Annotated in this window: 25 protein-coding genes; 9 read left to right on the plus strand and 16 right to left on the minus strand. The window is 46.8% G+C overall.

Annotation, left to right across the window (positions count from 1 at the left end; genetic code table 11):
• Positions 1 to 91: 91 nt before the first annotated feature.
• The 3 genes from AC1MEO_RS11520 to AC1MEO_RS11530 are packed head-to-tail and all read right to left on the minus strand — an operon-like array spanning position 92 to position 2,748.
• On the minus strand, positions 92 to 1,000 hold the full coding sequence (locus tag AC1MEO_RS11520; RefSeq protein WP_480330532.1) for a catalase family peroxidase: 909 nt from the start codon (positions 998 to 1,000) through the stop codon (positions 92 to 94).
• A 49-nt stretch (positions 1,001 to 1,049) separates the two neighbouring features.
• Positions 1,050 to 1,826 (minus strand): ABC transporter permease, encoded by a 777-nt coding sequence (locus tag AC1MEO_RS11525; RefSeq protein ID WP_480330534.1) that lies wholly within the window; start codon positions 1,824 to 1,826, stop codon positions 1,050 to 1,052.
• Between the two features lie 4 nt (positions 1,827 to 1,830).
• The gene (locus AC1MEO_RS11530; protein ID WP_480330536.1) at positions 1,831 to 2,748 is read right to left on the minus strand and encodes an ABC transporter ATP-binding protein; all 918 of its coding nucleotides are present in this window, start codon (positions 2,746 to 2,748) and stop codon (positions 1,831 to 1,833) included.
• 197 nt (positions 2,749 to 2,945) lie between these two features.
• Between AC1MEO_RS11530 and AC1MEO_RS11535 the strand changes: the two genes are divergently transcribed.
• The 3 genes from AC1MEO_RS11535 (at position 2,946) to AC1MEO_RS11545 (ending at position 5,634) form a co-directional block, all read left to right on the plus strand.
• Positions 2,946 to 3,212: a GNAT family N-acetyltransferase gene (locus AC1MEO_RS11535; RefSeq protein ID WP_480330538.1), complete on the plus strand. Its 267-nt coding sequence runs from the start codon at positions 2,946 to 2,948 to the stop codon at positions 3,210 to 3,212.
• A 92-nt stretch (positions 3,213 to 3,304) separates the two neighbouring features.
• Positions 3,305 to 4,549, plus strand: a complete 1,245-nt coding sequence (locus AC1MEO_RS11540) for an erythromycin esterase family protein (RefSeq protein ID WP_480330540.1) — start codon at positions 3,305 to 3,307, stop codon at positions 4,547 to 4,549.
• A 149-nt stretch (positions 4,550 to 4,698) separates the two neighbouring features.
• Positions 4,699 to 5,634: an aldo/keto reductase gene (locus AC1MEO_RS11545; RefSeq protein WP_480330542.1), complete on the plus strand. Its 936-nt coding sequence runs from the start codon at positions 4,699 to 4,701 to the stop codon at positions 5,632 to 5,634.
• 42 nt (positions 5,635 to 5,676) lie between these two features.
• On the opposite strand, the gene AC1MEO_RS11550 is transcribed toward AC1MEO_RS11545, so the two are convergent.
• Complete coding sequence (locus tag AC1MEO_RS11550; RefSeq protein WP_480330544.1) at positions 5,677 to 6,354, minus strand: hypothetical protein; 678 nt, start codon at positions 6,352 to 6,354, stop codon at positions 5,677 to 5,679.
• Positions 6,355 to 6,483: 129 nt separating this feature from the next.
• Here AC1MEO_RS11550 and AC1MEO_RS11555 point away from each other — a divergent pair, with 129 nt between their 5' ends.
• Positions 6,484 to 6,780: a hypothetical protein gene (locus AC1MEO_RS11555; protein ID WP_480330546.1), complete on the plus strand. Its 297-nt coding sequence runs from the start codon at positions 6,484 to 6,486 to the stop codon at positions 6,778 to 6,780.
• Positions 6,781 to 6,808: 28 nt separating this feature from the next.
• Here AC1MEO_RS11555 and AC1MEO_RS11560 read toward each other — a convergent pair whose 3' ends face one another.
• The 3 genes from AC1MEO_RS11560 to AC1MEO_RS11570 form a co-directional block, all read right to left on the minus strand.
• Positions 6,809 to 7,018, minus strand: a complete 210-nt coding sequence (locus AC1MEO_RS11560) for a hypothetical protein (protein ID WP_480330548.1) — start codon at positions 7,016 to 7,018, stop codon at positions 6,809 to 6,811.
• Between the two features lie 78 nt (positions 7,019 to 7,096).
• The gene (locus tag AC1MEO_RS11565; RefSeq protein WP_480330551.1) at positions 7,097 to 8,047 is read right to left on the minus strand and encodes an ATP-grasp domain-containing protein; all 951 of its coding nucleotides are present in this window, start codon (positions 8,045 to 8,047) and stop codon (positions 7,097 to 7,099) included.
• A gap of 213 nt (positions 8,048 to 8,260) precedes the next feature.
• Positions 8,261 to 8,740 (minus strand): PaaI family thioesterase, encoded by a 480-nt coding sequence (locus tag AC1MEO_RS11570; protein WP_480330553.1) that lies wholly within the window; start codon positions 8,738 to 8,740, stop codon positions 8,261 to 8,263.
• A 640-nt stretch (positions 8,741 to 9,380) separates the two neighbouring features.
• On the opposite strand from AC1MEO_RS11570, the gene pepF reads away from it, so the two are divergent.
• Positions 9,381 to 11,192, plus strand: coding sequence for an oligoendopeptidase F (pepF, locus tag AC1MEO_RS11575; protein WP_480330555.1), 1,812 nt, complete (start codon positions 9,381 to 9,383; stop codon positions 11,190 to 11,192).
• Positions 11,193 to 11,621: 429 nt separating this feature from the next.
• Here the strand turns inward: pepF and AC1MEO_RS11580 are convergent, their stop codons facing one another.
• The 5 genes from AC1MEO_RS11580 to AC1MEO_RS11600 all read right to left on the minus strand — a co-directional run bounded on the left by AC1MEO_RS11580 (position 11,622) and on the right by AC1MEO_RS11600 (position 16,065).
• On the minus strand, positions 11,622 to 12,908 hold the full coding sequence (locus tag AC1MEO_RS11580) for a purine/pyrimidine permease (protein ID WP_480330557.1): 1,287 nt from the start codon (positions 12,906 to 12,908) through the stop codon (positions 11,622 to 11,624).
• 83 nt (positions 12,909 to 12,991) lie between these two features.
• The gene (locus AC1MEO_RS11585) at positions 12,992 to 13,261 is read right to left on the minus strand and encodes a hypothetical protein (protein WP_480330559.1); all 270 of its coding nucleotides are present in this window, start codon (positions 13,259 to 13,261) and stop codon (positions 12,992 to 12,994) included.
• Between the two features lie 169 nt (positions 13,262 to 13,430).
• On the minus strand, positions 13,431 to 14,072 hold the full coding sequence (locus AC1MEO_RS11590; RefSeq protein ID WP_480330561.1) for an NAD(P)-dependent oxidoreductase: 642 nt from the start codon (positions 14,070 to 14,072) through the stop codon (positions 13,431 to 13,433).
• Positions 14,073 to 14,201: 129 nt separating this feature from the next.
• Entirely contained in the window at positions 14,202 to 15,224 is a 1,023-nt protein-coding gene (locus tag AC1MEO_RS11595) for an LLM class flavin-dependent oxidoreductase (RefSeq protein ID WP_480330563.1), read from the minus strand.
• A gap of 106 nt (positions 15,225 to 15,330) precedes the next feature.
• Entirely contained in the window at positions 15,331 to 16,065 is a 735-nt protein-coding gene (locus AC1MEO_RS11600) for an MBL fold metallo-hydrolase (RefSeq protein ID WP_480330565.1), read from the minus strand.
• A 125-nt stretch (positions 16,066 to 16,190) separates the two neighbouring features.
• Here AC1MEO_RS11600 and AC1MEO_RS11605 point away from each other — a divergent pair, with 125 nt between their 5' ends.
• The 4 genes from AC1MEO_RS11605 to AC1MEO_RS11620 all read left to right on the plus strand — a co-directional run bounded on the left by AC1MEO_RS11605 (position 16,191) and on the right by AC1MEO_RS11620 (position 19,547).
• Positions 16,191 to 16,520, plus strand: coding sequence for a YflT domain-containing protein (locus AC1MEO_RS11605; RefSeq protein ID WP_480330567.1), 330 nt, complete (start codon positions 16,191 to 16,193; stop codon positions 16,518 to 16,520).
• A 234-nt stretch (positions 16,521 to 16,754) separates the two neighbouring features.
• Positions 16,755 to 17,810 carry a YkvI family membrane protein gene (locus tag AC1MEO_RS11610; RefSeq protein ID WP_480330569.1) on the plus strand — a complete coding sequence of 352 codons (1,056 nt, stop codon included), beginning with the start codon at positions 16,755 to 16,757 and terminating at the stop codon, positions 17,808 to 17,810.
• Positions 17,811 to 18,077: 267 nt separating this feature from the next.
• A complete protein-coding gene (locus AC1MEO_RS11615; protein WP_480330571.1) occupies positions 18,078 to 19,244 on the plus strand; it encodes an acyl-CoA dehydrogenase family protein in 1,167 nt (388 codons plus the stop codon).
• Between the two features lie 3 nt (positions 19,245 to 19,247).
• Positions 19,248 to 19,547, plus strand: a complete 300-nt coding sequence (locus AC1MEO_RS11620; protein ID WP_480330573.1) for a DUF3219 family protein — start codon at positions 19,248 to 19,250, stop codon at positions 19,545 to 19,547.
• A gap of 44 nt (positions 19,548 to 19,591) precedes the next feature.
• On the opposite strand, the gene AC1MEO_RS11625 is transcribed toward AC1MEO_RS11620, so the two are convergent.
• The 4 genes from AC1MEO_RS11625 to AC1MEO_RS11640 all read right to left on the minus strand — a co-directional run bounded on the left by AC1MEO_RS11625 (position 19,592) and on the right by AC1MEO_RS11640 (position 24,301).
• Positions 19,592 to 19,852, minus strand: coding sequence for a DUF3006 domain-containing protein (locus tag AC1MEO_RS11625; RefSeq protein WP_480336089.1), 261 nt, complete (start codon positions 19,850 to 19,852; stop codon positions 19,592 to 19,594).
• Positions 19,853 to 19,856: 4 nt separating this feature from the next.
• Positions 19,857 to 20,990, minus strand: a complete 1,134-nt coding sequence (locus AC1MEO_RS11630; protein WP_480330575.1) for an MBL fold metallo-hydrolase — start codon at positions 20,988 to 20,990, stop codon at positions 19,857 to 19,859.
• 94 nt (positions 20,991 to 21,084) lie between these two features.
• Positions 21,085 to 21,894, minus strand: coding sequence for an SDR family oxidoreductase (locus AC1MEO_RS11635; RefSeq protein WP_480330577.1), 810 nt, complete (start codon positions 21,892 to 21,894; stop codon positions 21,085 to 21,087).
• 19 nt (positions 21,895 to 21,913) lie between these two features.
• A complete protein-coding gene (locus AC1MEO_RS11640) occupies positions 21,914 to 24,301 on the minus strand; it encodes a glycogen/starch/alpha-glucan phosphorylase (RefSeq protein WP_480330579.1) in 2,388 nt (795 codons plus the stop codon).
• Positions 24,302 to 24,314 lie beyond the last annotated feature (13 nt).

A 24,314-nucleotide genomic window follows, 5' to 3' on the forward strand; every position in this document is an offset into this window, starting at 1 on the left:
GGAGCGCAGGATCCAGTAGAAAGACAATGACGTATATATCCTTTTGTCTACAAGCTCAACGCACAGCCCAATTCTATAGGCTGTGCGTCTTTTACGTTTCAGACATTCTGCGCTGATGGGAAATTTTGTAGGCATCGTGGCGGAAGTTAAGAATCCGGTCTTCCGAACATTCAATGCCATCCGTTACACGTGTAGGATCGAAGACAATCCGTTCTGCTTCCGGCGCTTCTTCAGTTATCGCCAAATAGCCGATCGTTATTTTCTTCCGGTTTTTCGGCCACTCTTTTGTCGGATCCTCAGTGGGGTCCCCCGGCTCGCCCAAAATTATATCCAGGCGGAAGTTCACCGGACCTTTTGCGATTCTGTCTTCTATATCCGCTTCAAAAAAACCGACCGGCAAGGCAACCACATCAAGCGGTGATAATGTCTCCACCCCTTCTTCCGGTTCCCACAAATATTTTACCGGCTGACGCTGGCCGTCTTGATTGATAAAATAAAACGCATGAATCGAATGGTACTGGCCAGTGGCAAAACTAGCAGGTGCCTGCATTTTCCGGATGTTGTCGATCATTGCCCCGCTTTCGGGATAATCAGCCAATAAACCAGCAAGCTCCTTTAAGCTAGGTTTTCCTTTCTTGAACGATTTGACAACACCAAGCATCTCCGTAAAAATTTCGGGTGTTTTAGCAAAGAAAATAGGAGACGTGACACCAACAATATTAGTGGCTTCCCCGTTCGGCAAACCGAATTGGACTGCCATTCCTTTGACCGGCGACATGGCATCAGCCCATGTCGGATCTGGAGAAAAATGTGAAAAGCGCACAAATGCGCGGCTCGTTCCTTGTTGAAGATGCGGTGCTGTCGTCAACTGGGCGGCCGAGCCTGTTGCTGTAAAAATCGCCTTGTAGCTTTTTCCTCTGGCATGGGCTCGCCGGTAGCCTGGATAAATGCCAAATACCTTTTCAATCTGATCAATGGCCGTTTCTGCTAACTCATCCATATCATCACCTCTTGTATGTTTCATACCCCTTTTTGCCAACTTTAACGTTTCAATGCTGGTCTGCGTACAACCACCACAAAACGGCAGCTGCCAAGCCGATGAAACCCGTTAAAAAAACCAATAAGAAACTGCCGGCTCCAAGTGCTGTCTCCGTTCCAGCCATTCCGCTGAATATGGCTGGAACGGCCCAAGGGAAAAAAGCTCCATAGCCGGCTGCCGCAATAACTTGGGCGATCACCACCATGAAAAGGATAAAGCCGATGGGCGCTAAATACCCTCTTCCATAGCAAGCCAAAAAAGCAGGCGGAGTGCTGAGCGCCAAGGTCAGAAGAGCAGTAGCCAGCAATACAAATCCTTTGTCCCAAGCCATCTCCCAAGACCATTGTGGCAGCTGGATAAAGAAACCGATGCTCACCCCAAGCAGGATTACATAGACGCTCAGCAATAAATTCGTTAACATGACAGCTAAAAATTTTGCCAGGATGATAATCATTCGATGTGTAGGCAAGGTCAAGAGATCCTTGATGGTCCGATCTGCGTATTCTCTGCCAAATACCCAGCTTGTCACAAAGCCGAATACCAGAATCCCTCCCACAGCAATAATCTGTGCCAGCATATTCAGATAGGCGGGCCAATCTGCCACACCGAAAATCTGGGCTTTGTCTCCAATCAATCCTGAACTTTTTGCAAGCTCAGGGTTCTTTAATACAAAGATAAAAAACCCTGCCATCATGGGTGCCATCGTAAAGACCGCTAAGGTAATCCAAATCATCTTAGACTTCCGGACCTTCAACATCTCCACTTGAACTGCCCTCAAGAAAGCCATCGGGTTACTCCTTTCGCTGAGTGATGACGCGCAAAAAGTACGATTCCAAATCCTCTTCCTCTATAGCCAGATGGATTGGGGGAATGCCGCATGACACCAAATAACGGGAAATTTCATCCGGATGCCTTATTGCATGTTCTGCTGCTGTTTCGATTCTTCCTTCCGCATTGAACACGGCAGAATACCCTGCTTTATTCAACGCGGTCATTGCTTTATCTTGTTTCCGCGCATCGATGACCAGGCGTTTTTCCAGCAGGTCCTTAAACTGGTCTGTCCTGATTTCCTGAAGCAATCGCCCTTGGTGGATCACGCCTATTGTGGTCGCAATTTTAGCCACTTCGCTCAATAGATGGCTGGACATGAAAATCGTCACGCCCAAATCCTTGGCCAGATGCTGAAACAGTTCCCGGACTTCGATGATGCCTGCTGGATCAAGTCCATTTGACGGCTCATCCAAAATTAAAATTTCCGGTTTATGCAGCAAGGCTTTGGCGATGCCTAGGCGCTGGGTGTTGCCAAGTGAAAGCTGGCCGGCTTTTTTGTCTGCGTATCCCGTCAGCTCCAGCTGATCCATCACCTGGTGTACTGCCGCCGCATCATCAACCCCGCGCAACCGGCGGAAAATCTCAAGGTTTTCTTTTACGGTAAGCTCTGGATAGGCATAAGGCGTTTCCACAAGACTCCCTACGTTCGCCCATATAGAATGTGTGGAAAGCGCTATTTTCCGGCCCTGAATATAACAGGATCCGTGGCTGGGACGGACCATTCCGAGCAGCATTTTGATTGTGGTGGTCTTGCCCGAACCATTCAATCCGATAAATCCGTAAATTTCCCCTTTTTCGATTTCCAGCGAAACATCTTCTACAGCTGAAAACTTCTTATAACGCTTGGACAGTTGAGACAATCGAATGACAGGATTCATTTTTTGCATCGCTCCTTTACTAAGGACTCTTCCTGTTTAAATAAACTGAATTTTCTTTCATTATGAGTCGGTTTCTTCCAACTTACAATCTTCTATACAGCATTTGAGGAACTTTCCTTAGAAAAATTGAATATTCTCTACTGGAAAGGGAATACAAGGAAAGAATGCATTAAAACAGATTAAAGGAGGCAACATCAGTGGATTTCAAACACGAGAACAATAAGTTTGCGGCTCTGGAGAATTCCGAAGAATTGGCTTTCCTGAGCTATGTAGAAAATGGCGATGTGTTGACCGTCGACCATACTGAAGTTTCCCCGCAGCTGGAAGGCCAGGGAATCGGCAAAAAATTAGTGGGACAGGTTGTTGAATATGCCCGGAGCGAAAACAAGACCATTGATCCGCAATGTCCGTTTGCAAGTAGTGTCATTGAAAAAACACCGGAATTCCAGGACATACTGGCATAATAAGCAAGCATCCGCTCACAGCGGATGCTTTTTTCGTCTTTGTTTGAGAGCGCCGACAGCGGGAACATGAACACTAAAAGGGGTTGAAACATGTGGAGATATCGCTTGAGGAAGCAATCAAGTTGAACGCGCAGCCATTCCATTCAGTCCAAGATTTGACGCCTCTTTTGGAAGCGATCGGCGACGCAAAATTTGTCCTTCTGGGTGAAGCAACACATGGAACATCCGAGTTCTACACATGGCGGGCGGCTTTGACCAAAAGATTGATTCTGGAAAAAGGATTTTCACTGATTGCCATTGAAGGGGACTGCCCTTCTTCTCAACAGATCAATCGTTTTATCAAAGGGTTTAGCGAAGGTGGCAAACAACCGCATGAAGTGTTGCAGGCATTTAATCGATGGCCAAGCTGGATGTGGGCAAATGAAGAAATCGCCGATCTAATCAGCTGGCTGAGAACGCATAACGGGCAACACCATCAAAAAGTCGGCTTTTATGGAATTGATATCTACAGCCTTTGGGAATCCCTGGATGAGATCCTCCGTTGCCTGGCAGAGATCGATCCTTTCGGCGAAGGCATTGCGTTGGCAAGACAAACAGCCACCTGCTTTAAGCCTTTTAACCGCGAACCCGACCACTATTCAGCCGCTGCCACGGACTTCTCAAAAGCCTGTGAGAAAGAGGCAGCCCGATTGCTGGCGGCCATCCGTTCCAACGAAGGCTTGTATAAAGATGTGTATGAAAACGATTTGAATTTAAAGCTGAACGCACTCGCCTTAAAAAATGCTGAAAATTATTATCGCGCTTTGGTCCACAGCGGCGAAATTTCCTGGAATATCCGCGACGAACACATGGTGGAAGCCATCAATGAAGTACGGGATTACCATGGCACAAAAGCCAAAATCATTGTCTGGGAGCATAATACCCATATCGGCGATGCCAGTGCCACTTCGATGAAAAAAGAAGGCATGACCAATGTGGGGCAGATTCTGCGTGAACAAAATCGAATGGAAGATGTTTATGCAGTGGGCTTTGGCACACATTCGGGAACTGTCATCGCTGCACCTTCATGGGCAGAACCCGCTGAAAAAATGACAATTCCGCCGGCAACACCCAATACTTGGGAAGATCTTCTGCATCGGACTGGGGCTTTCGATAAATTCATTCTGTTTCATTCGCAGAATTTCGCTCTCTTTGATCGCTGGGTCGGCCATCGTGCAATTGGTGTTGTCTACAACTCTGAACATGAGGCATATGGCAATTACGTTCCTTCAAAAATGTCACAGCGATATGATGCTTTTATCTTCATTGACCAAACGCAGGCGCTCAACCCGCTTTAAAATGAAACAGAGGGAGAAAATCATTCTTTTTCTCCCTCTGTTTCATTTCAGGAAATTATCGTTCAGCTCTTTTGGAGCATTGTTCTTCGACCTTGAAATTTTTGAATGTTATGCTAAAGGAAGACCCACTTAAAGGAGCTGTACCGACAATGACGGAAAAGGCACAACTTGGAAAGACAGGCTTATACATCAACCCGATCGGCCTTGGCATAAACGCTGTAGGCGGACACAATCTGTATCCGGATTTAAATGAAGACACCGGCAAGGAATTGGTGCACGCCGGCATCGACAATGGACTGAATTTCATCGATACAGCTTACGCTTACGGCTATGGCCGCTCAGAGGAATTATTGGGCGAAGTGCTGCAGGAATCCGGTGCACGCCAGGAAATGGTCGTTGCGACCAAAGCGGCTCAACGCCGTCAAGGTGAGCAGCATATCACCGACAACTCCCCTGTTTTTTTGAAGCAGGCGGTGGAAGACAGCCTGAAACGGCTTCAGACCGATTACATCGACTTGTTCTACATCCATTTCCCTGATGAACAAACACCGAAAGCTGAAGCTGTCGGCGCCTTGCAACGTCTGAAGGAAGAAGGCAAAATCCGTTCCATCGGTGTCTCCAATTTTTCAATGGACCAGTTAAAGGATGCCAATCAAGATGGCTATGTGGACGTTTTCCAAGGCGAATACAACCTGCTGAAGCGAGAAGCTGAAGAAGATTATTTCCCTTATGTAAAAGAGCATGGGATTTCCTATGTTCCCTACTTCCCTTTTGCTGCAGGCTTGCTTGCGGGGAAATACGATAAAAATAAAACCTTCAACGATTTGCGGACAAATATGCCTCATCTTCAAGGAGAGGAATTCGAACGCAATTTGGAGAAAGTTCGGAAACTGAAGGACATTGCTGAGGCAAAGGGAGCTGAAACAGCTCACGTTGTGCTGGCCTGGTACTTGTCACGCCCTGAAATCGACGGAGTCATTCCCGGTGCCAAACGCGCGGACCAGGTGCTGTCGAACTTGAGCGCCTTAGATGTCCAGCTGACCACTGAAGAAATCCTTGAAATCGGTTCTATTTTCAAAAATTGACCAAACTAAAAGGCGACCCGCAGGGGGTCGCCTTTTATGATTTCATCTGAATTCGCCGTCATTGATGTTATATAAATAACTCCAGTTGTCCGCTTTATACAATTCATGGAACGTAATCTGTTCACCTGTTCCGAGGGTTACTTGTTCTCCGGAAATGGCCACGACCATCGCTGTACCGCTGTTATCCAGGTTCAAGTAGACATCTCCGATTGAAGGGCGGATTGCGTTCTTCTCACGCAAAACTTCTTCTAATTGAGCATCCTGCTCCAGCTGTTCAGCCGAAACCTTTGACTTGTCCAAATAGACGATATCGTTGCTGCCCTGTTCTTCTCCAGGCGCCATAACGAGGAATTCTTTTGATTTCACTGTATTTTGGCGTGTAGTGATAACATTCTTTCCTTCAACCGACTCCACTTTCTCAAACTCATTCAGCGAATAATGATCCATGTAATCAGGATCCGGTCTGGTGATTAGGATATATCCGCCTTCTTCAGCGTGCAGGTCTTCACGCAAAGTGTATTTGGATCCAAAGAATAAGAAGGAATCCATGTGCTTCGGTTTGTAGAAAGTGACTTCCTCAGCCTTGCTGGCCACTTGCTCCATATCTTTGACGCGGAACATCAGCACCGACTTTTTAGCCAGCGGTTTTACAGAATACACCTTGTGTAATTCATTTTGGTAATAAACGAATTGCCCTTTCCGTACTTGCAGTAATTTCATGATTCACCCTCCGATACTGTCATTGCCATGGCTTCATTCTAGAGGAAAAAACGATAGAAGTCCATGCAGGCACTCGATTTTTTTGGTATGCTACTATCACGAAAAGATTAATGATGGAGGCACCCTTATATGGATAACCAAAACAGAGATGAATACATCATAAAAAAATACCAGCAGGATGAAGAAGTGATGGTTCAGCTTTTTGTCCAATGGTGCACAAACCACCAATTGAATCCTGCTGAACTTTACCAGCGCGCATATCCCGGGCAACTGCAAAGCCCTGTTTTGACTGCCGCAATCGAGCAAGCGGATCCAGAAGAGTTGGAGATTGGCCACGAAACTTTACTCGATGTCCTACAGATGTTCGGAAACGATGATTTGGCATTTATTGTTTCGGAAGAAATTGAAAAGCTCCCTAAAAAGTAAAAGACCCAGTGCATCTGCACTCGATCTTTTACTTTTTGCGTTTCCGCAGTTCTTTGGCTTTGTTTTCGATATAACTGGTGCGCAGATTTTCATAGCGATTGGATGCTACATTGCTGTAGATCTTATCGAACTTCGAATCGTCTTCGACGGGTTCAGTTTCTTCCGCTTCAATTTCCTCTGCTTCTGCAGATGCCGGACGTTCTGTCAGCTCTTCTTCTTTTTTTTCCTCTACCATCATCAAACACCCCTTCTTCTGATCCTCGTCACTTGAAAGTTCCCCTCGATTGTCTCCCCTAAAACAAAGGGGAGACTTGCTTCAGACCGTCTGTTTCACATTCTTTAATGCTTGCCCAAGAAATCCGGCAAGTTCAAGCATACCGAACTTTCCAGCTTCTGCCTCTGCATCGGCGTTGTAATTGGTATTGGTGTTGACATCATACGTGAAGACATCTCCAGCAGCATTGCGAATGAATTCAATCCCCGCGACGTCGATTCCGTTCTGGTTCAGGAAAGCTTCGTAGTTTTTCAGGATTGGATCATCAAAACCATCAATCACTTGGAATTTCGGTTTTTCTTCCACTTCCTCACCAACCGGGCAGAACAAGTCATCAATCCGGCAAGCATCTGCGGGACATAGTTCAAATCCTTCAGAGGTATCCACTTGAACCGCATAGACAAATTTTCCGCCGACAAATTCACAGCGCGTGATGAACGGTTCCGGTGCCTGAATATATTCCTGGATCAAAGTGATGCCGTCAATGGACGGTTCAAATTCAGGGCCATCCACATATTCCGCCAAGGCTTCCAGCGAGTGGAATAACCGAACACCCAGACCCTTGCCGGCGCGGTTATGCTTGGTGATGAACGATGGCACAGCCATCTTTTCAGCAGCCTTTAAAATCTGTTTCTTGCCATTTGCGGCAATCGTTTTTGGCGTCCGGATTCCTGACGCATTCAGCGCCATATACTGATTGACCTTGCTGACTTCCAGGTGCAGGGCACGGCTGCCATTGAACACGGTGCGGCCATGACGCTCCAGCCAGACCAGCAGGGATTCCGTCATTTCAGGCGCAAAACGATGGCCTCTTGTATGGGAAGATGCACTCATCCGACTGTAAAAAACGCCTTCAGGCGGTATCTCATCTAAATCAATTAGGCTTTCATTGATGAACCAGTCTTCATAAGGCAGCCCCAACTCATCGAGCCGTTTAAAAAGATGAACCGTCCATTCTTCGTTTTCATGGATAACATAAATTTTTTCTGACATGCTCTGTCCCCCTAAATACGCAGCGCTTTGAACGCTTTTTCTTCAATTCCTGCAACAGCCTTTAACTTGATTAGAATTCCCACACGAAATATTCAATCATTTATAGAGTAAAGTCAGTATACAATAATGTCCTCTAATCTTACCAGTAAACTAGACTTTACCCCCTCTTCTCTTGAAAGAACGAGAGCCGAGAGATCCATTCCCTTTGGCAAGTCACTTTCCAAAGGAAGCCGGCATGACCACGGCCGTCACTTCGCCCGTTGCACACAGTGTTTCACCCGCGTAAACTTCTGTCTTCACCTTGAATTTCTTCGGATGGACTTCTTCGATTTTCCCTACTGCTTTCAAAACGATTCCCTGCGGTGTCGGCTTCAAATAATCGACATGTAATGAAGCCGTGACAAATCGCGGCGGTTCTTCCCCGCTTCCAGGCTCAAAGCCATTCTTCCGGTGCAGCGCCAGCGAAGCAGAACCAGTTCCGTGGCAATCGACCAGTGAAGCGATCAATCCGCCATAAACATAGCCTGGAATAGCCGTATGTACTTTCTTCGGCTCATACAAAGTGACTGTTTCTTCGCCATCCCAGACTGTGCGGAACTGATGGCCTTCCTTGTTTAGGCGGCCGCAGCCGTAGCACCAGGCGAAATCTTCTGCATATTCGTCCTGTATCGCAATTACTGAATGATTTTCCATGATTTATTCCTCTTTTCGTTGGGATATGCAGCCACTTGCTAGAAGCTTTCATTAAGACAAAGGAAAAAGCATGATCCTTTTCATCAGATCATGCTCTTCCTTTTTCCACCCCTCGAAAATCCTGAGGGATTTTTTGCACGCGGAAAATTTTATTAAATTCTTTCTACAAACTGTACATCTCTGACGAATACGAAACTCCCGTCATTGCAGTTTAGTTGCGCTGACTGTCACTTGCCGATAGGGCAATTAGGTTCACATGTACTTCTCAGTGAATTTTTTGGTTCTGCAGCCAGGCTTTCAATTGCACTTCCACAAAAAACTTACGGCTTACTGTTTGAAACACTTTCCGGATAGAAACCCGAGTAACGATGGTTCCTGACAAGAGTGAATATCGTCAGTAAAGCAAATTTCCCGCCAAGGCTGTGCAGTTTCTCGTCTGAAGGCGATTCTGGATAGGATCCAGTCGTGTTCTTCTGACGGTGATTCCGCCTTGTATTAATATAGTACCCACCTTTAGAATAAAACTAAACCTATTTTTTAAAATTTATTAATAAATTCTGAACAATTTTTTTACATTTTGCTGTCCGCACTTTATACTGATAATTAGTTCGAAAACCGTAATACATAGAGGAGAGATCACATGGTTAAAAGTTTGCCAGTACGTTCAGCGATTCCTGTTGAAGAAACATGGAATTTGTCCAGTTTATTCACCAGTTCGGAAGAGTTTGATCAAGCATTGAAAAGCCTGGAGCAGGAAGCCGAGGCTTTAAACCAAAAATTCCAGGGCAGTATCGTCAATGTGCCTACCACCATCCAAGCCTTGACGGATTATATGGCCTTCCTTGAGAAACTAGTCTTGCTGAGCACCTATTCAAGTTTGACGACCAGCACAGACCAAACCAACGATGAGTCTCAAATGCAATCAAGTAAGTTTGGCGCAGCCGCTGCCAAAATCAGCAGCAAGCTGTCTTTCATCAACAGCGAATTGCTTGCTTTGCCAAAAGAGGTCCTGGAGCAGGCGATGCAGGAATCAACAGAATTCAATGTGTTTCTGGAGAAACTTCTGCGCAGAAAACCTTACCAGCTGCATCCTGAAGTAGAGAAGACTTTGGCTGCTTATTCGTCTACTTTCAGTGCCCCTTACGGCCTTTACAACACAACGAAAATGGTCGATATGAGCTTCGAGGACTTTGAAGTAGATGGCCAAACTTATCCGCTCAGCTATGTTTCCTTTGAAGGAGACTGGGAAGCAGAACCCGATACAGAGCTGCGCCGGGCAGCGTTTGACGCTTTCTCGAAAAAGCTGAAAGACTATCAGCACACGACGGCCAAAACCTATGATATGCAATTGCAGACGGAAAAAACGACAGCGGACCTGCGCGGCTACGACAGCATATTCGATTACCTCCTCTTCAACCAGGAAGTGGACCGGTCGCTCTACAACCGCCAAATCGATTTGATCACCAAAGAACTCGCGCCTCATATGCAAAAATACGCAAAATTATTGCAGAAGGTCCACGGACTGGATCGAATGACATTCGCAGACTTGAAAATTTCGCTGGACCCGAGCTACGAGCCGGAAATTACCGTGGAAGAATCCAAGCAGTATATCAATGATGCACTTTCCATCATGGGTCCGGATTACTTGGAGATGGTCGACCGATCCTACTCTGAAAGATGGATCGACTTTGCGCAAAACAAAGGAAAATCGACCGGCGCGTTTTGTTCAAGCCCTTATGGCGACCATCCGTATATCCTGATTTCCTGGACCGGCCGCATGAACGAAGTCTTTGTGCTGGCTCATGAACTTGGTCACGCCGGCCATTTCTATAACGCCAACCGCGAACAGAACATCCTGAACGCGCGACCATCCCTGTACTTTATCGAAGCACCGTCCACGATGAATGAAATGCTGGTTGCCAACCACCTGCTGAAAAGTTCAGAGGATCCGAAATTCAAACGCTGGGTGATTTCGTCGATCGTTGCAAGAACCTATTACCATAATTTCGTCACCCATTTGCTTGAAGCTGCTTATCAGCGCAAAGTGTATGAACGGATTGATGAAGGAAAAAGTGTCAACGCCAGCATTTTGAACACCATCAAACACGGCGTATTGGAGGAATTCTGGGGCGATGCGGTCGACATTACAGATGGCGCCGAATTGACATGGATGCGCCAGCCGCATTATTACATGGGCTTGTATCCATACACCTACAGTGCTGGCTTGACCATCTCCACGCAAGTTTCCAAACGGATACTGAATGAAGGCCAGCCAGCTGTCGATGAATGGCTGGAGGTCCTGAAAGCCGGCGGCACCAAAACACCGGTGGAACTTGCCAAAATGGCCGGAGTCGATATCACGACCGAACAGCCATTGCGCGACACCATCGCCTATATCGGCGAGCTCGTGGATGAGCTGGAACGCCTGACAGAAGAAATCGAAAAGGAATAAAAAAAGTGACTTTTAAAGCCGTGCGCCTATGCGTGCGGCTTTTCAGGTTGCCGAGAAGCTTCCGTAAAGCATTGATTTCGAGAAGCTTGCCGCTCGCTTTCAGGTTCCTGTCCATGCGCATGTTTTATTCATGAGAGTTTGGGCTGAACGACTGCAAATCGTGCTGAGCGACTGCAAATTTATTTGAACGACTGCAAATCGCGCTGAGCGACTGCAAATTTATTTGAACGACTGCAAATCCATTTGAACGACCATAAATAAAACATCCGGGGATAAGAAGGCAGAAAAAAGCCCTCTGCCGACCCGGCAAAGAGCTCCTTCAAACGATTTTATCCAAATCTCCTCGAAAAACGGGGAGGCTTGTGCAGTTGCACTGGTTTCACACCATCAAAAGCGTTCAATCGCCGCAATAAAAGCAGGAAGACTTGTTCAGGCTCCCTTGTTGCGCCATAGCAGGAGCTGCTCCACGCCAATGGCGATGATGGTGCCGGTGATCAAACCGTTCGATAAGGTAGCGACCAAAACAGATGGCAGGTTCACCATGCTTTCAGTCGGCACGAACATGATCCCCACACCACTCATCAAACCGAATGCCGCCACTTTATAGGAATGCTGCCTGTCCCCTTCATTTTCCAGTTCGGTAAAGGCCATTTCCACCATTTTAGTGAATACCGCAAAAATGACCGCGTAAGCAACTGGAGCCGGCAAAGAAGCCAAAATGGCCATGAGCGCCGGAAAAAAGCTGATCAGCACAACGATGATTCCACCGAAGACAAACGGCTTGAGTGCCGGCGTTCTGGTGGCACTGACAAAACCAGCTGCTCCTGAAATCGGCACGGGACCGATGGACGAAAACAATCCGGCAAGGATATGGTTGATGCCAGAAGCCGCAGAAGCCTGTTTGATGCGATCTGGTGCACTAATCGAAAAGGAATGCTTCAACACGCTCTCCATCACCCGGATCGAGGCCATCATATTGGCGATCAGCAGAATGGTCAAAAACAAAGCGGTGACGAACATGCCGCTGTCCCAAATGAGCGGTCCGAAGACCAGCATCTCCGGCAAGGAAACCAAAGCGCTGACACTCACTTCAGCTTCTGGCGCTTTGCCGAGAATCCAGAAGATCAGCCAACCTCCAGCAATCGCGAACAAGATGGAATATCGGCTCATCCAAGTTGCCTTGTTGCCCATAAAAAAGAAGGTCAGCAGGATAACCGCTATGCCGCCCATCAACACCACTCCATCCACCGGATCGCCTTCCGAAACGATGCCCATTAAGCCCGTCAGGATGGACTCGCTTATCTGAAGCACCAATAGCAGCAGGTAAACGAAGGTGATTGTTGGCGTGAACAGGATTTTCAATTTGCCGACCAAGCCTGTGTAGGTGAAGACGATAAAGAGCACTCCACTGTATAATAAGCCACTTTGCAGCGCTTGAAGGGATTCTTCCATAGAGGCATACATGATTCCCACCAAACCCGCATAAACAATGAAAATTCCCCACCATAAACCGGCGGGCCCTTCGTTGATTGGCATGCGGTGCCCGATGGATGCCTGCACCAAACAAGCGATGCCCAGCACGAACATGGTTCGCTGAACGAATAGCGCTGTATCTCCCGTATCCATGCCAAAGATGCTGGCAATTGCAATCGGTGCTGCAATAGAAGAGGCAATCAGAAAGACTGCCCATTGCACACCGCCGAAAATATTTTTCATAACCTCTTTCCCCACTTCTTCATTCTTGTCAATTGCTTACAGTATACACCTATTGAAAAGAACAAAAAAAGCCCTGACAGTTGTCAGGACTTCGGTTTACCAGGGGCTGCTTTCTCTTCATTCACCTTGCGCACTGTTTCTTGCGGATCAGCGCTGGCTTCATCTGTTGTTTCTGCGTCATACCCATCTTTGTAGACGGCTGGATAGCCCTGTTCTTCCAATTGCTTCACTTGTTTGCGTGAAGCTTTAATCAGTAACCACACGATCAGTATGGATAAAATGAATATAATAACGACAGAAATAATCCCAGGGATGTATTCCGATTTGTCTTCAGGAAAATATAAAAAATCCATTGTGTTGATTCCCACCTTTAAATCTCAAGTTTCATACTATTATACATGATTCTTATCCACGTTCTTTTGGGGAAGGTGAACATTTCATGGCAAGTTCCATCCGGCAGCCTTTGATTTCAATCCAGAAGAAAAGCCGATTCCCTTTGAAATCGACTCTTCCCAAAGGCTCTTAATGGTTTTCAGAAACCACGGTAAACCGCTTATTTTTATGTTCGCCGCTTTCGATTTCATCAACTAATGCAAGCGCATAGTCAGCATAACTGATATAACTCTTGCCTTTGCTGTTGACGATAAATCCGTCATCACCTTTTTGGTAACGGCCTGTACGGCGGCCTTCCGGATCGAAAAATGCAGGAGGACTCAGGAATGTCCATTGGACTCCTTCGGAAGCTTCCAGATCCGCCAGATTTTGGGCCTGCCCATTGGCAATCGATTTAAACGCTTCAGGGAACTCAGGAGTTTCAACCAAACGGGTTGTGCGCGCTTCATCAACAAACAAACTGCCGGCTCCTCCGACTACAATCAAACGGGTGTCATGAGCCCCTTTAAGTGCGTCAATCAGAATTCTGCCGGCTTCGATATGCTGCTCAGCTTTTTCAGGCGGCACCCCGAATGCATTGACCACCACATCAAAAGGTTCTAGATCTTCTGCCGTTAAACTAAAGACATCCTTTTCCAGCACCGCTACATCGGGATTTTCGACCTTTTGCGAATTTCGGACGATGGCGGTTACTTCGTGCCCTCTTTTCAATGCTTCTTTTAAAATTAAATTACCTGCTTTTCCTGTGGCGCCGATAATACCTATTTTCATTTACTTTTCCTCCAGTCTCTATAAATCTGTATGGAAAACGAAAGAACCGGCTTTTACACCGCTTCGGCCGCTTGGTGCTGATCCAGAGAATTGTGAAGAACATTCACTGTCGAACAGTTCAAGTAAACTTTAGGCCGTCGCAACGTGAAAACGATTTGCCGCTTGCTTCAGCACTTCAAATGAGCGTTTTCTTTTTTCCTGATCGTAGATATAGGAAACCGCAATCACTTCGTCAATCTGCAGCTCAGCTACAAAACTGCCCAGGCGCTCGCTGATCGTCTGTTCATCACCTTTGAAAGTGTATTGCGACATGCCCCGCACCATCATCTCTTCACGGTAGCTCCATTGGCCATCCATTGTATCCAACGGCGGCTGAAGAAGATTCTTGCTGCCTCTCACCACATTCAAATAAAACAGGTCGCTGGATGTCGCCAATTTTTCAGCTTCTTCGTTGGAGTCGGCTGCAATGACGTTGACGCAAACCATTACGTACGGCTCAGCCAGGTATTCAGAAGGCTTGAATCCGCTGCGGTAAATCTGCAGCGCCTGTTCCAGCTGCTGAGGTGCGAAATGCGCAGCGAATACATAAGGCAAACCAAGGCTTGCGGCAAGCTGGGCACTTGAGGTGCTGGAGCCCAGGATGTAAACCGGCACGGCTGTCCCCACGCCTGGATGCGCCCGGACAGGACCTTGCTCATCAAGCGGCTTCATGTAATTCTGCAATTCCACAACGTCCTGCGGAAACGCAAAAGCTGTTTCTTGAGTCGTTCTGCGAAGCGCGTGCGCTGTCTGCATATCCGTACCCGGAGCCCGTCCGAGACCGAGATTCAAGCGTCCTGGATGCAGGGTTTCCAACGTGCCGAATTGTTCCGCTACAACCAATGGTGTATGGTTCGGCAGCATGATGCCGCCCGATCCCACTTGAATGGATTCGGTTTTTTCAAGGACTTTGGAAATCAGAATCGATGTAGCCGAGCTCGCAAGCGTAGCTGTATTGTGGTGTTCAGACAGCCAAAATCGTCGGTAGCCCAACTCCTCTACATGCTGAGCGATGGCGACCATTTCATCTAAGGCATCTTTTGTCGTTCCGCCTTCACGGACTGGCACTAAATCCAGCACGGAAATCGGGAATTGATCTATGGGTTGTGGCATTTTATAACTTCCTTTCATAACGTATGCTTTAAGGATAAAAGGAAAATATCCGGTATACAAACTATCTGCCTGCCTTCAGTTGATCACGCCAGTGGTGGCAGGCGGTTTAGATTTCATATTCCTTCCCTATTCCAGCAAATTCGACTGGACCGGAATAGCTGGATTTTGCCGCTTCCAAAATTTCATCGAGTTCTCCGTATTGCGGCAGATGGGTCAAAAGCAACTGTTTGGCACCGGCACGTTCGGCAAGCTCTCCAGCCTGGCTGCCGCTGAGATGCCCTTGGATGATTCCGATATATTTTTCGTAAAGATTCGATTCGGCAACGAGAAGATCTGCCCCTTCCGAAAACCCGATTAATTCCTCTTTCCAGCTGGTATCCGCAGTAAACACAACACTCCGGCCGTTCGCAGTGAATTTCATCGCCAGGCAATACACCGGGTGAATCGTTTCGCAGAATGAAACCTGCCAGGGACCGAGTTCAAGTGTTTCTGAAGCTTGTATGGACCGGCCTTCGGTGACGCCTTTATACGACAACTTCTCGAACTCATCCGGATCTTTATCATGCGCGTAGATAAACAAAGGGGTATTCCACTCTTTCAATTGCATGCCCACCATCGCTGCATGCTGCAGCACGCCAATGTCAGCAATATGGTCCGGATGGTAATGGCTGATGATGACCGCATCCAACTCACGCAATTCCGTATAATTCTGGACAGCCGCCAGGACCCCACTGCCGCAGTCGACCAAACAGCGAAATCCGTCCTGTTCAATCAAAAATGCCGAAGTTGCTTCATTTTTATTGGGGTAGCCTCCCCAAACACCGATTGGTATGATCTTCAAAAAAATCACTCCCCATCTCTAATTTCTTTCAGTATAACTGATTGCAAAGAGATGCTCTTGTTTAATCCTCCCATTGAGGTGGTATGCATAGTAGTAAGAATAGAAATTTACTTGGAGGGATTACATTGACTTTAAAAATGACAGTTGAAAACGCCGTACAAGCAAAAAAAGAAATTGAAAAATTAGAAGCGCAAGGATTCACACATGATGACATCTACATCTTTGCACATGATAAAAAACGCAATAAGGACATCACAAAAGCGTTAGATACAGAAGATGTCGGCATAAAAGAACAAGGATTCCTGGACAGCATGAAAAACATGACAAGTTCACGCGGCGATGAGCTTCGTGCAAAATTGGCAGCTGCCGGTTTATCGGATCAGGAAGCGGAACAGTACGAAGAAGAACTCGATAAAGGGAAATTAGTTATTGTTGCAAACAAGGACATTAAATAATTCATCTTCAAAGCATCGCCGGAACATTCGGCGATGTTTTTTTGTGTCACGCGATATTTTAATTATTCTGATATGGTATTTTTGTCCATATCTCCTCTAGGTATATAGAGTTATCTATGGTTTTAATGCTCTTCCCTTATTGTATACGCTTACTTTCTTTGCTATATTTAGATAAGGATTTTTTAATTTTTCAAAAACTTATCGCCGTACCAATTCGCACCAAGGGGGAACAACATGAAAAGTTTAAAAATGGGGAGTGCCTTTGTCGGCATTATTGTCGGAGCTGGATTTGCTTCTGGCCAAGAGATCCTTCAGTATTTTACCAGCTTTGGCCATATGGGAACTATCGCTGCAATTCTTTCGACCGCTTTATTTGCATATTTAGGAATGAGTTTGACTCGACTCGGCAGCCGAATGAAAACTACATCACATAAAGAAGCTATTTTCGGTATCAGCGGAAGGCTTGTCGGCACAATCGTCGATTACATCATTATCCTTACCCTCTTCGGAGTAGGAGTAGTCATGATTGCGGGAGCAGGCTCTATCTTCTCTCAGCAATTCGATTTACCGGCTCCACTCGGCAGTACGGTCATGGTGATTTTGGTAGTTTTGACCATTATGATGAATGTCGAAAAAGTTATCGCCATCATTGGAAGCATCACACCTTTCCTGGTCATTGCTGTCGTGGGATTAGCTATTTATAGTTTACTGACGATGGATTCTTCATTTGCTGCACTTGATACAATCGCCAATGAACAAATATCGGCTTTACCAAACTGGTTCCTGTCCTCCATCAATTATGTTTCATTTAATATTGCAGTTGGTGCTTCGATGGCCATTGTCATGGGCGGAACTGAAAAAGATGAAAAAGTTGCGGCACGCGGCGGGCTTATTGGCGGACTGATCTTAGGTATCATGATTATCCTAAGCCATTTGGCGATTTTCTCTAAAGTGGATATTGTCGGCAGTGCAGAAATGCCATTGCTGCAAATTGCCGATGACCTCTCACCGGTTCTTGGAGTGATCATGTCATTCATCCTTTTCGGCATGATCTACAACACCGCTGTCAGCATGCTGTTTTCATTCTCAGCGCGCTTTGTCGTACTGGGAACCAATAAATTCCGTATTTTCGTTATCATCGTCGGAACTGTTGCTTATATATTAAGTTTTGTCGGGTTCACAAAGCTTGTAAGCATGTTTTATCCAATCGTCGGCTATCTTGGCCTGTTCCTTGTTGGAGCCCTGATCGTTGCCGATATCCGAAAAACGCATAAAAAGAAACTCCAATAAGTGAAGTTTCTTCTTCATTGATACTTAAGCCGCCAAAGCACGCAACACTGCTTTGGCGGCTTTTTTATGGTACGGTGGACAAAGAATAGCGGAGGCACCCGTGGAGCTCCGACAGGCTTAAGGCAGATCAGCCAAGCGGCGTATCTGTGCCGCTGGGATGGGCTGACTTAAGATCCCGAGGAGCTGGGTGCCGCAGCTGGACAAAGAAAAGTGGAGGCACCCGTAGAGCTCCGCAACTCGATAAAGAAAAGAAGAAGGAGTCTTTTTATGAATCAATTTATCAAAACACCTGAACAGCAAGCGTTACTCGATCAACTCCGTGCCCTTCAGCCCGTTTTTCAGGCGCGTGAGCCGGAGCTGGATGCACGCGGCTCCTTCCCTTTCGAAAACATCAAAGACCTGAAAAAAATGAATTATCATACCTTGACCTTGCCGAAAGAATCCGGCGGCCAGGGACTTGGGTTGTACGAATACGTATTGGCACAGGAAGCCATAGCGGAAGGATCGGGATCGACGGCTCTTTCCATCGGCTGGCATGTCGGCATCGTCCTTGAGTATGCAGAAAATCGCCACTGGCATGCAGAGTCAGCGGAATGGCTCATGGCAGACATCGCAAACGGTGCGCTCATCAACACCGCCGCTACAGAAGCGAATGCCGGCAGCCCTGCCCGCGGCGCTTTGCCGCGCACTACCGCTGTTTCTGACGGAGACCAATATATTGTCAACGGAGAAAAAACCTATACTTCCATGGCACCTGCACTCGATTATATTTTCGTGACTGCTGCTGCGGAAAATGATGAAGTCATCACTGTCATCATTCCTCGCCACGCTGAAGGAGTCTCGATCGACGAAACCTGGGACATGCTGGCAATGAGAGGCACTGCAAGCCATACACTGGTCCTCGATGGGGTCCGAATTCCTAAAACATATGTATTGAAACCTTCCGGGGCGGCTGCAGCCGCTAAAGGCTGGCTGCTTCATATCCCTGCCTGCTATATCGGAATTGCAGCGGCTGCAAGAGCCTATGCGGTTGAATTCGCAGCGAATTACAGTCCCGCCTCTCTCGGCAAGCCCATTGCGGAAACGCCTGCTATCCAGCAGGCCATCGGCGAGATGGAGCTTGAGCTTACTACTGCCCGCCACCTTCTCTATGGCACCGCAGAGCGTTATGCTCTTGCCGATGATAAAGCAGGGATGGATGAGGCATTAAATGTTACAAAAATCGCTGTTACCCATGCGGCAATGGGCGTCGTGGATAAGGCAATGAAAATTGTCGGATCCCGTGCCCTTTCAGAAGACAATCCGATGCACCGCCACTACTTGAACGTCCGTGCCGGACTCTATAATCCGCCGATGGAAGACATGGTCAAAAGCCAATTGGCGGCACAAGCTATCCAAAGCTTTACCCAACACTCAAAATCAGAGGTGAAATAAACGATGGAAACTATCATTTGGATCAATGATACCGAAGTACACGCTTTAAACTTTAAAGAGCAATTGATTGAAGGCGACACTTCCAATCAGAAAAAGCGGAAAATCTCCTTCGACTTCAAAGTAACCAGTGAAGAGTACCATGATATTGCGGTATTGCTTTATGAAATGAATTTCCGGATCCGTGTTCCGGCACAGGAACTGGAATTCAACGCGTCCATCTCCAATTATTCAACATCCATCACGGATTTGTATAAACCCGGACAAGTAGCCGATTATTATTTGGAATTAGTTGAACAGCCATAACCATCAAAAGAAGCCGGGAACCTCTTAAGGTTCACGGCTTCTTTTCAATTCCGCTTAAAACGGCTGCCTTTTTTCTTTGTTCGAAGTCTTGTCATCAGCTCTTCAGCCTGTGCGCTTTTGGCAAGGGACAGTTCCTCATCCAAGGCAATCATTAATTGGCCATTTTCAGCGTCGATGGTAAACCAGGAATTGATCTGACTTCCCGCAGGCAAGCGATTGGCGGGCAAAATCAATTCGATTCCTTCTTCTTCCACAAGAATAACGGCATGTCTGCCATCTTCAATCCGGTCCAAAATCCCTTTCATCACATTATTGCCCTCCTATACATGCCAGGCCCTGCTCTTGGATAGCATCCAGCGTCCCTTGGCCAATTCCTTTAATATCCAGCAATTCTTCGACACTTTCAAACGGCCGCTGTTCGATGATTGCCTCCGCATACACTTGGCCGATTCCTGTAATTTCCTGCAATTCCGCTGAAGAAGCGATGTTCAAGTCAATGCACCGGTTTTCCCCTTCAGTCGGCCCCCCTTCCTGCTGGGTCAACACATTATAGGAAGTGCCGTCCGTTTCAACAACAATGGTGCCGTTGACGTCTGTGCCATACACTTTAGCTCCTGCATTTTCGGCGGCGGCAATGACTTCTGCATGTGGATGCCCATAGGAATTATCGGCACCGGCACTGTAAATCGCCACTTCAGGAGCTACTGCCGCTAAAAATGCTGGACTTGTCGATGTGTTAGAACCATGATGCCCCATATGCAAAATTTCAGCCTTCAGGTCCATGCCACTGTCGATCATTTCCTGTTCTTCTTTAACGCCCGCATCTCCCGTGAAAACAAAGCGGACATCGCCGTAAGTCATTTTCAATGACACCGATTCTTCGTTTGCTGCACCGGTGATTTCGTCTGGATACAGTACGTCGATTCGCATTGAACCCACATCAAAAGTATCGCCGCTTCTCGGTTCCACATACTCTGAACCGCTTGCTTCGATGGCCTGCAAGGCATTGAGGAATGTATTGGAGCTGCTTGTATTGCCGGACATCCACACTTCCCCCACCTCGAATTCGCCGACGATTTGCGCCAGCTGTCCGATATGGTCCGCATCCGGATGCGTGCCGACGACGATATCAATATCCTGTAAACCTTGCTGCTTCAAGTAATCCACCGCTTCTGTCGAATTCCAGTTGCCGGCGTCGATCAACATCGTAAACCCTTCAAATTCAAGCAATGTGGAATCGCCTTGTCCGACATCGATGTAATGCACTTTTAAACCATCTTGGACGATTTCTTCCCCAACTGCTTCTTCAGGCGCTGCCTGTTCATTTTCTTGATTTGTTTCATTGTCATTGTGTTGTTCTTCCGGTTGCCCGGCCGGTTTCATACATGCTGCCAGCAATACGAAGACCACAACCGCCAGTAAGGCCCACTTGATCTTTTTCAAAAACTCACTCCTCTTTCTTCAGTGAATTTTACCATATACAAATAGAAATGAAGAGAGCTGGACAAGGAAACCCCCTTATCCTGCCCTCTTCAATTTACGTAGACATATAGTCGCCGCCGTTCATATGCAGGAACTGGCCCGTCATATACGAATTTTGCGGATCCGCCAAAAACACATAGGCTTTCACCAGCTCATATGGCTGTCCGGGACGTCCTGCGGGTACATCTTCACCAAAGTCATCAGCCACATCTGGATTTAAATCCCCAAAGGTTTTGGTGATTAATGGCGTCCAAATGGGTCCTGGGGCGATGCCGTTCACAGCAATTTCCTCACGCACCAAGCGCCGTGCCAAGGACCTAGTCATGGCCACCATCGCACCGTTGGCTCCTGCGTAATCGATGAGATCCGAATGGCCGCGATACGCGTTGATGGAGGCAGTATTGATGATGCGCGACCCTTTCTTCAAATGTGGAAGAGCTGCCCTCGTCAAGTAGAACATGGCAAAGGCTTTGATTTCAAAAGTTTTCAGCATCTGCTCATCTGTAATGTCCAGAGGTGAAGTTTGGGGATATTGATAGCCGGCATTGTTGACCAGGATATCCACTTGGCCAAACTCCGCTAACGTAAATTGGACCAACTGGTCACAATTTTCCGATTTCCCCAAATCACCGCTTAGCGCTTTGGCTTCGCCCCCATAACCTTCAATCAATTGGATGGTTTTTTGGGCTCCTTCGTCGTCACCGAGATACCCGATAACCACTTTTGCGCCTTCCTTGGCATACGCAATTGCCACCGCCTGTCCGATGCCACTGCTGGCACCTGTGACAATCGCCACTTTGCCCTCGAGTGCTCCACTGGCCTTATAGTCCTTTAAATCAGTATTGTCGAATTCTATATCCGCCATGCTCCCACCCTTTCAGCTTCTAATTCACACTGGGGATCTTCGTTAAATGCCAAACATCATCTGAATATTGCTGGATGGTGCGGTCACTGGAGAAAATGCCTGAAGCTGCGATGTTTTTGACACACATTTCCGCCCATTTCTCCGGTTGTGCATAAGCATCCAAAATTTGTTCATGCGCTTTAGAGTAACTGCGGATATCCTTTAGTACAAAGTAGGGATCACGGTCTTCCAGCAGCTGATCAACAATAAAATCGACATTGGTTTTGCCTTCTGTCCATTCCCCTTTGACCAGCTCTTCCATCAATTGTGCAATTTCTGGATCTGCTCCAATTATGTCCTGCGGATTGTAGGATTTTTCCTGTTCATGCTGCATGACCTCTTCAGCGCGCATCCCAAAGACAAAGGCATTTTCCTGGCCCACCTGTTCAAATATTTCAACATTTGCGCCGTCAAAAGTGCCGATTGTCAATGCACCATTCATCATCAGCTTCATATTTCCTGTTCCCGAAGCTTCTTTGGAGGCCGTTGATATCTGTTCACTGACATCTGCCGCCGGAATCAGGTATTCCGCTTGTGTAACGTTATAGTTTTCCACAAAAACAACGTGTAGATGTTTTCTCACTAAAGGATCGCTGTTTACTTTCGCCGCCACTGTATTGATCATTTTTATGACTTGTTTGGCGAAATGGTAGCTTGGTGCTGCCTTTCCTCCAAAAAAGAAGGTCCGTGGATATGGTCGATAAGTCGAATCCCGTTTAATCCGATCGTATAGCATCTGGATGTGCAGAATGTTCATCAACTGGCGTTTATAGCCATGGAATCGCTTAATGTGGATATCGAAAATAGAATCCGGATTCACGATAATATTTTGGTTTCGTTGAAGGTGATGAATCAACTGTTCTTTTTTCAAACTCTTGATTGCTTGGAAATCCTGAAGAAATGAATGATTTTGAGCGAAATAATGCAATTCACTTAAACGCTCAGGTTCCTTGATCCATTGCGGTCCGATTGTATCTGTGATCAGCCCCGACAATTCCCGGTTTGCTTTGATCAACCACCGCCGATGCGTAATGCCATTGGTCTTATTATGGAACTTATCCGGAAACTGTTCATTCAGTTCTTTCATTTCGCGCTTTTTCAAAATCTCGGTATGCAATTTTGCTACGCCGTTCACTTTGTAGCTCCCCACTACCGCCAACACCGCCATCTTAATGACTCCATTTTCGATGATGGACAGTTTGTGGAGCACTTCTTCATCTATATTTTGCTGCTCCAGGCTTTCTTTAAAGCGCCGATCGATTTCTTCGATGACCATATAGATTCTCGGCAGCAGGGATTGGATCAACCGACTGTCCCATTTCTCCATGGCTTCTTCCAGAATCGTATGATTTGTATAGGAAATAGTGCGGGTCGTGATATCCCAGGCTCTATCCCAGTCCAAATCATGCTCATCTACCAAGAGGCGCATCAATTCGGGAACCGCTAGAGCCGGGTGTGTGTCATTAATTTGGATGGCAACATTTTCTGGGAGTGTATCTATATCGAAATTGCGGTTGTTCAAAATGGTTTGAAGTGATGCACTGCAGAGGAAATACTGCTGTTTCAGACGCAGAATCTTTCCGGCATCCAGAGAATCATCAGGGTAAAGCCGGTCTGTGATTTTGGCAGTTTCATGTTCGTAGACTGCATAATCCTTGTCACTCGGAAATGGACGATCTGAAACTTCCGCTTGCCACAACCGAAGGGTGTTGACCGTACCACCATTTGCCCCTACAATCGGCATGTCGTAAGCTACTGCTTTGACCCATTCAGGGTTTTCCACTTTGATCTTGAGACCGTCCATCCCCATGACCAGTTGGATATCTCCATAATATGGGATGTCTACCGCAAGGTCTTCGCGGCGAATGTCTGCATTATGGTCTTTGTGTATCCACTGGGTGGGCTGCTCTGTCTGATAGCCATTAACGAAATGTTGAGTAAACAAACCACCTTTATAGCGCAGGCCAAACCCGTGTCCCGGCAACTCAAGAGAAGCCAGGGAATCCATAAAGCAGGCTGCCAATCTTCCAAGGCCCCCATTGCCGAGTCCCGGTTCTGTCTCAATTTCTTCTATCTCAGATAGTTGAAAGCCCAGCTCCCCCAGCCCTTCTTCGACAAGATCGTAATAATTTAAATTGATAAGATTTTGCCCCAGGACCCGGCCAATCAGGAACTCAATAGAGAAATAGTATAATTGCTTTTCATTGTTCTCTTTATATAATTGGCTGGTTCGATTCCAACGTTCCTGTACCCATTCTTGCGTCATTTCCCAAAGTGTTTCATAGGCCAGTTCCGGAGTTTTTTCCATTCCCTTGTGTTCCATTCGAGTGATAAAACTTCTTTTAAACTCTTCTTTGGAAGAAAACATAATTGGCACGCCC

The organism is Planococcus sp. BI3 (genome assembly GCF_056680115.1).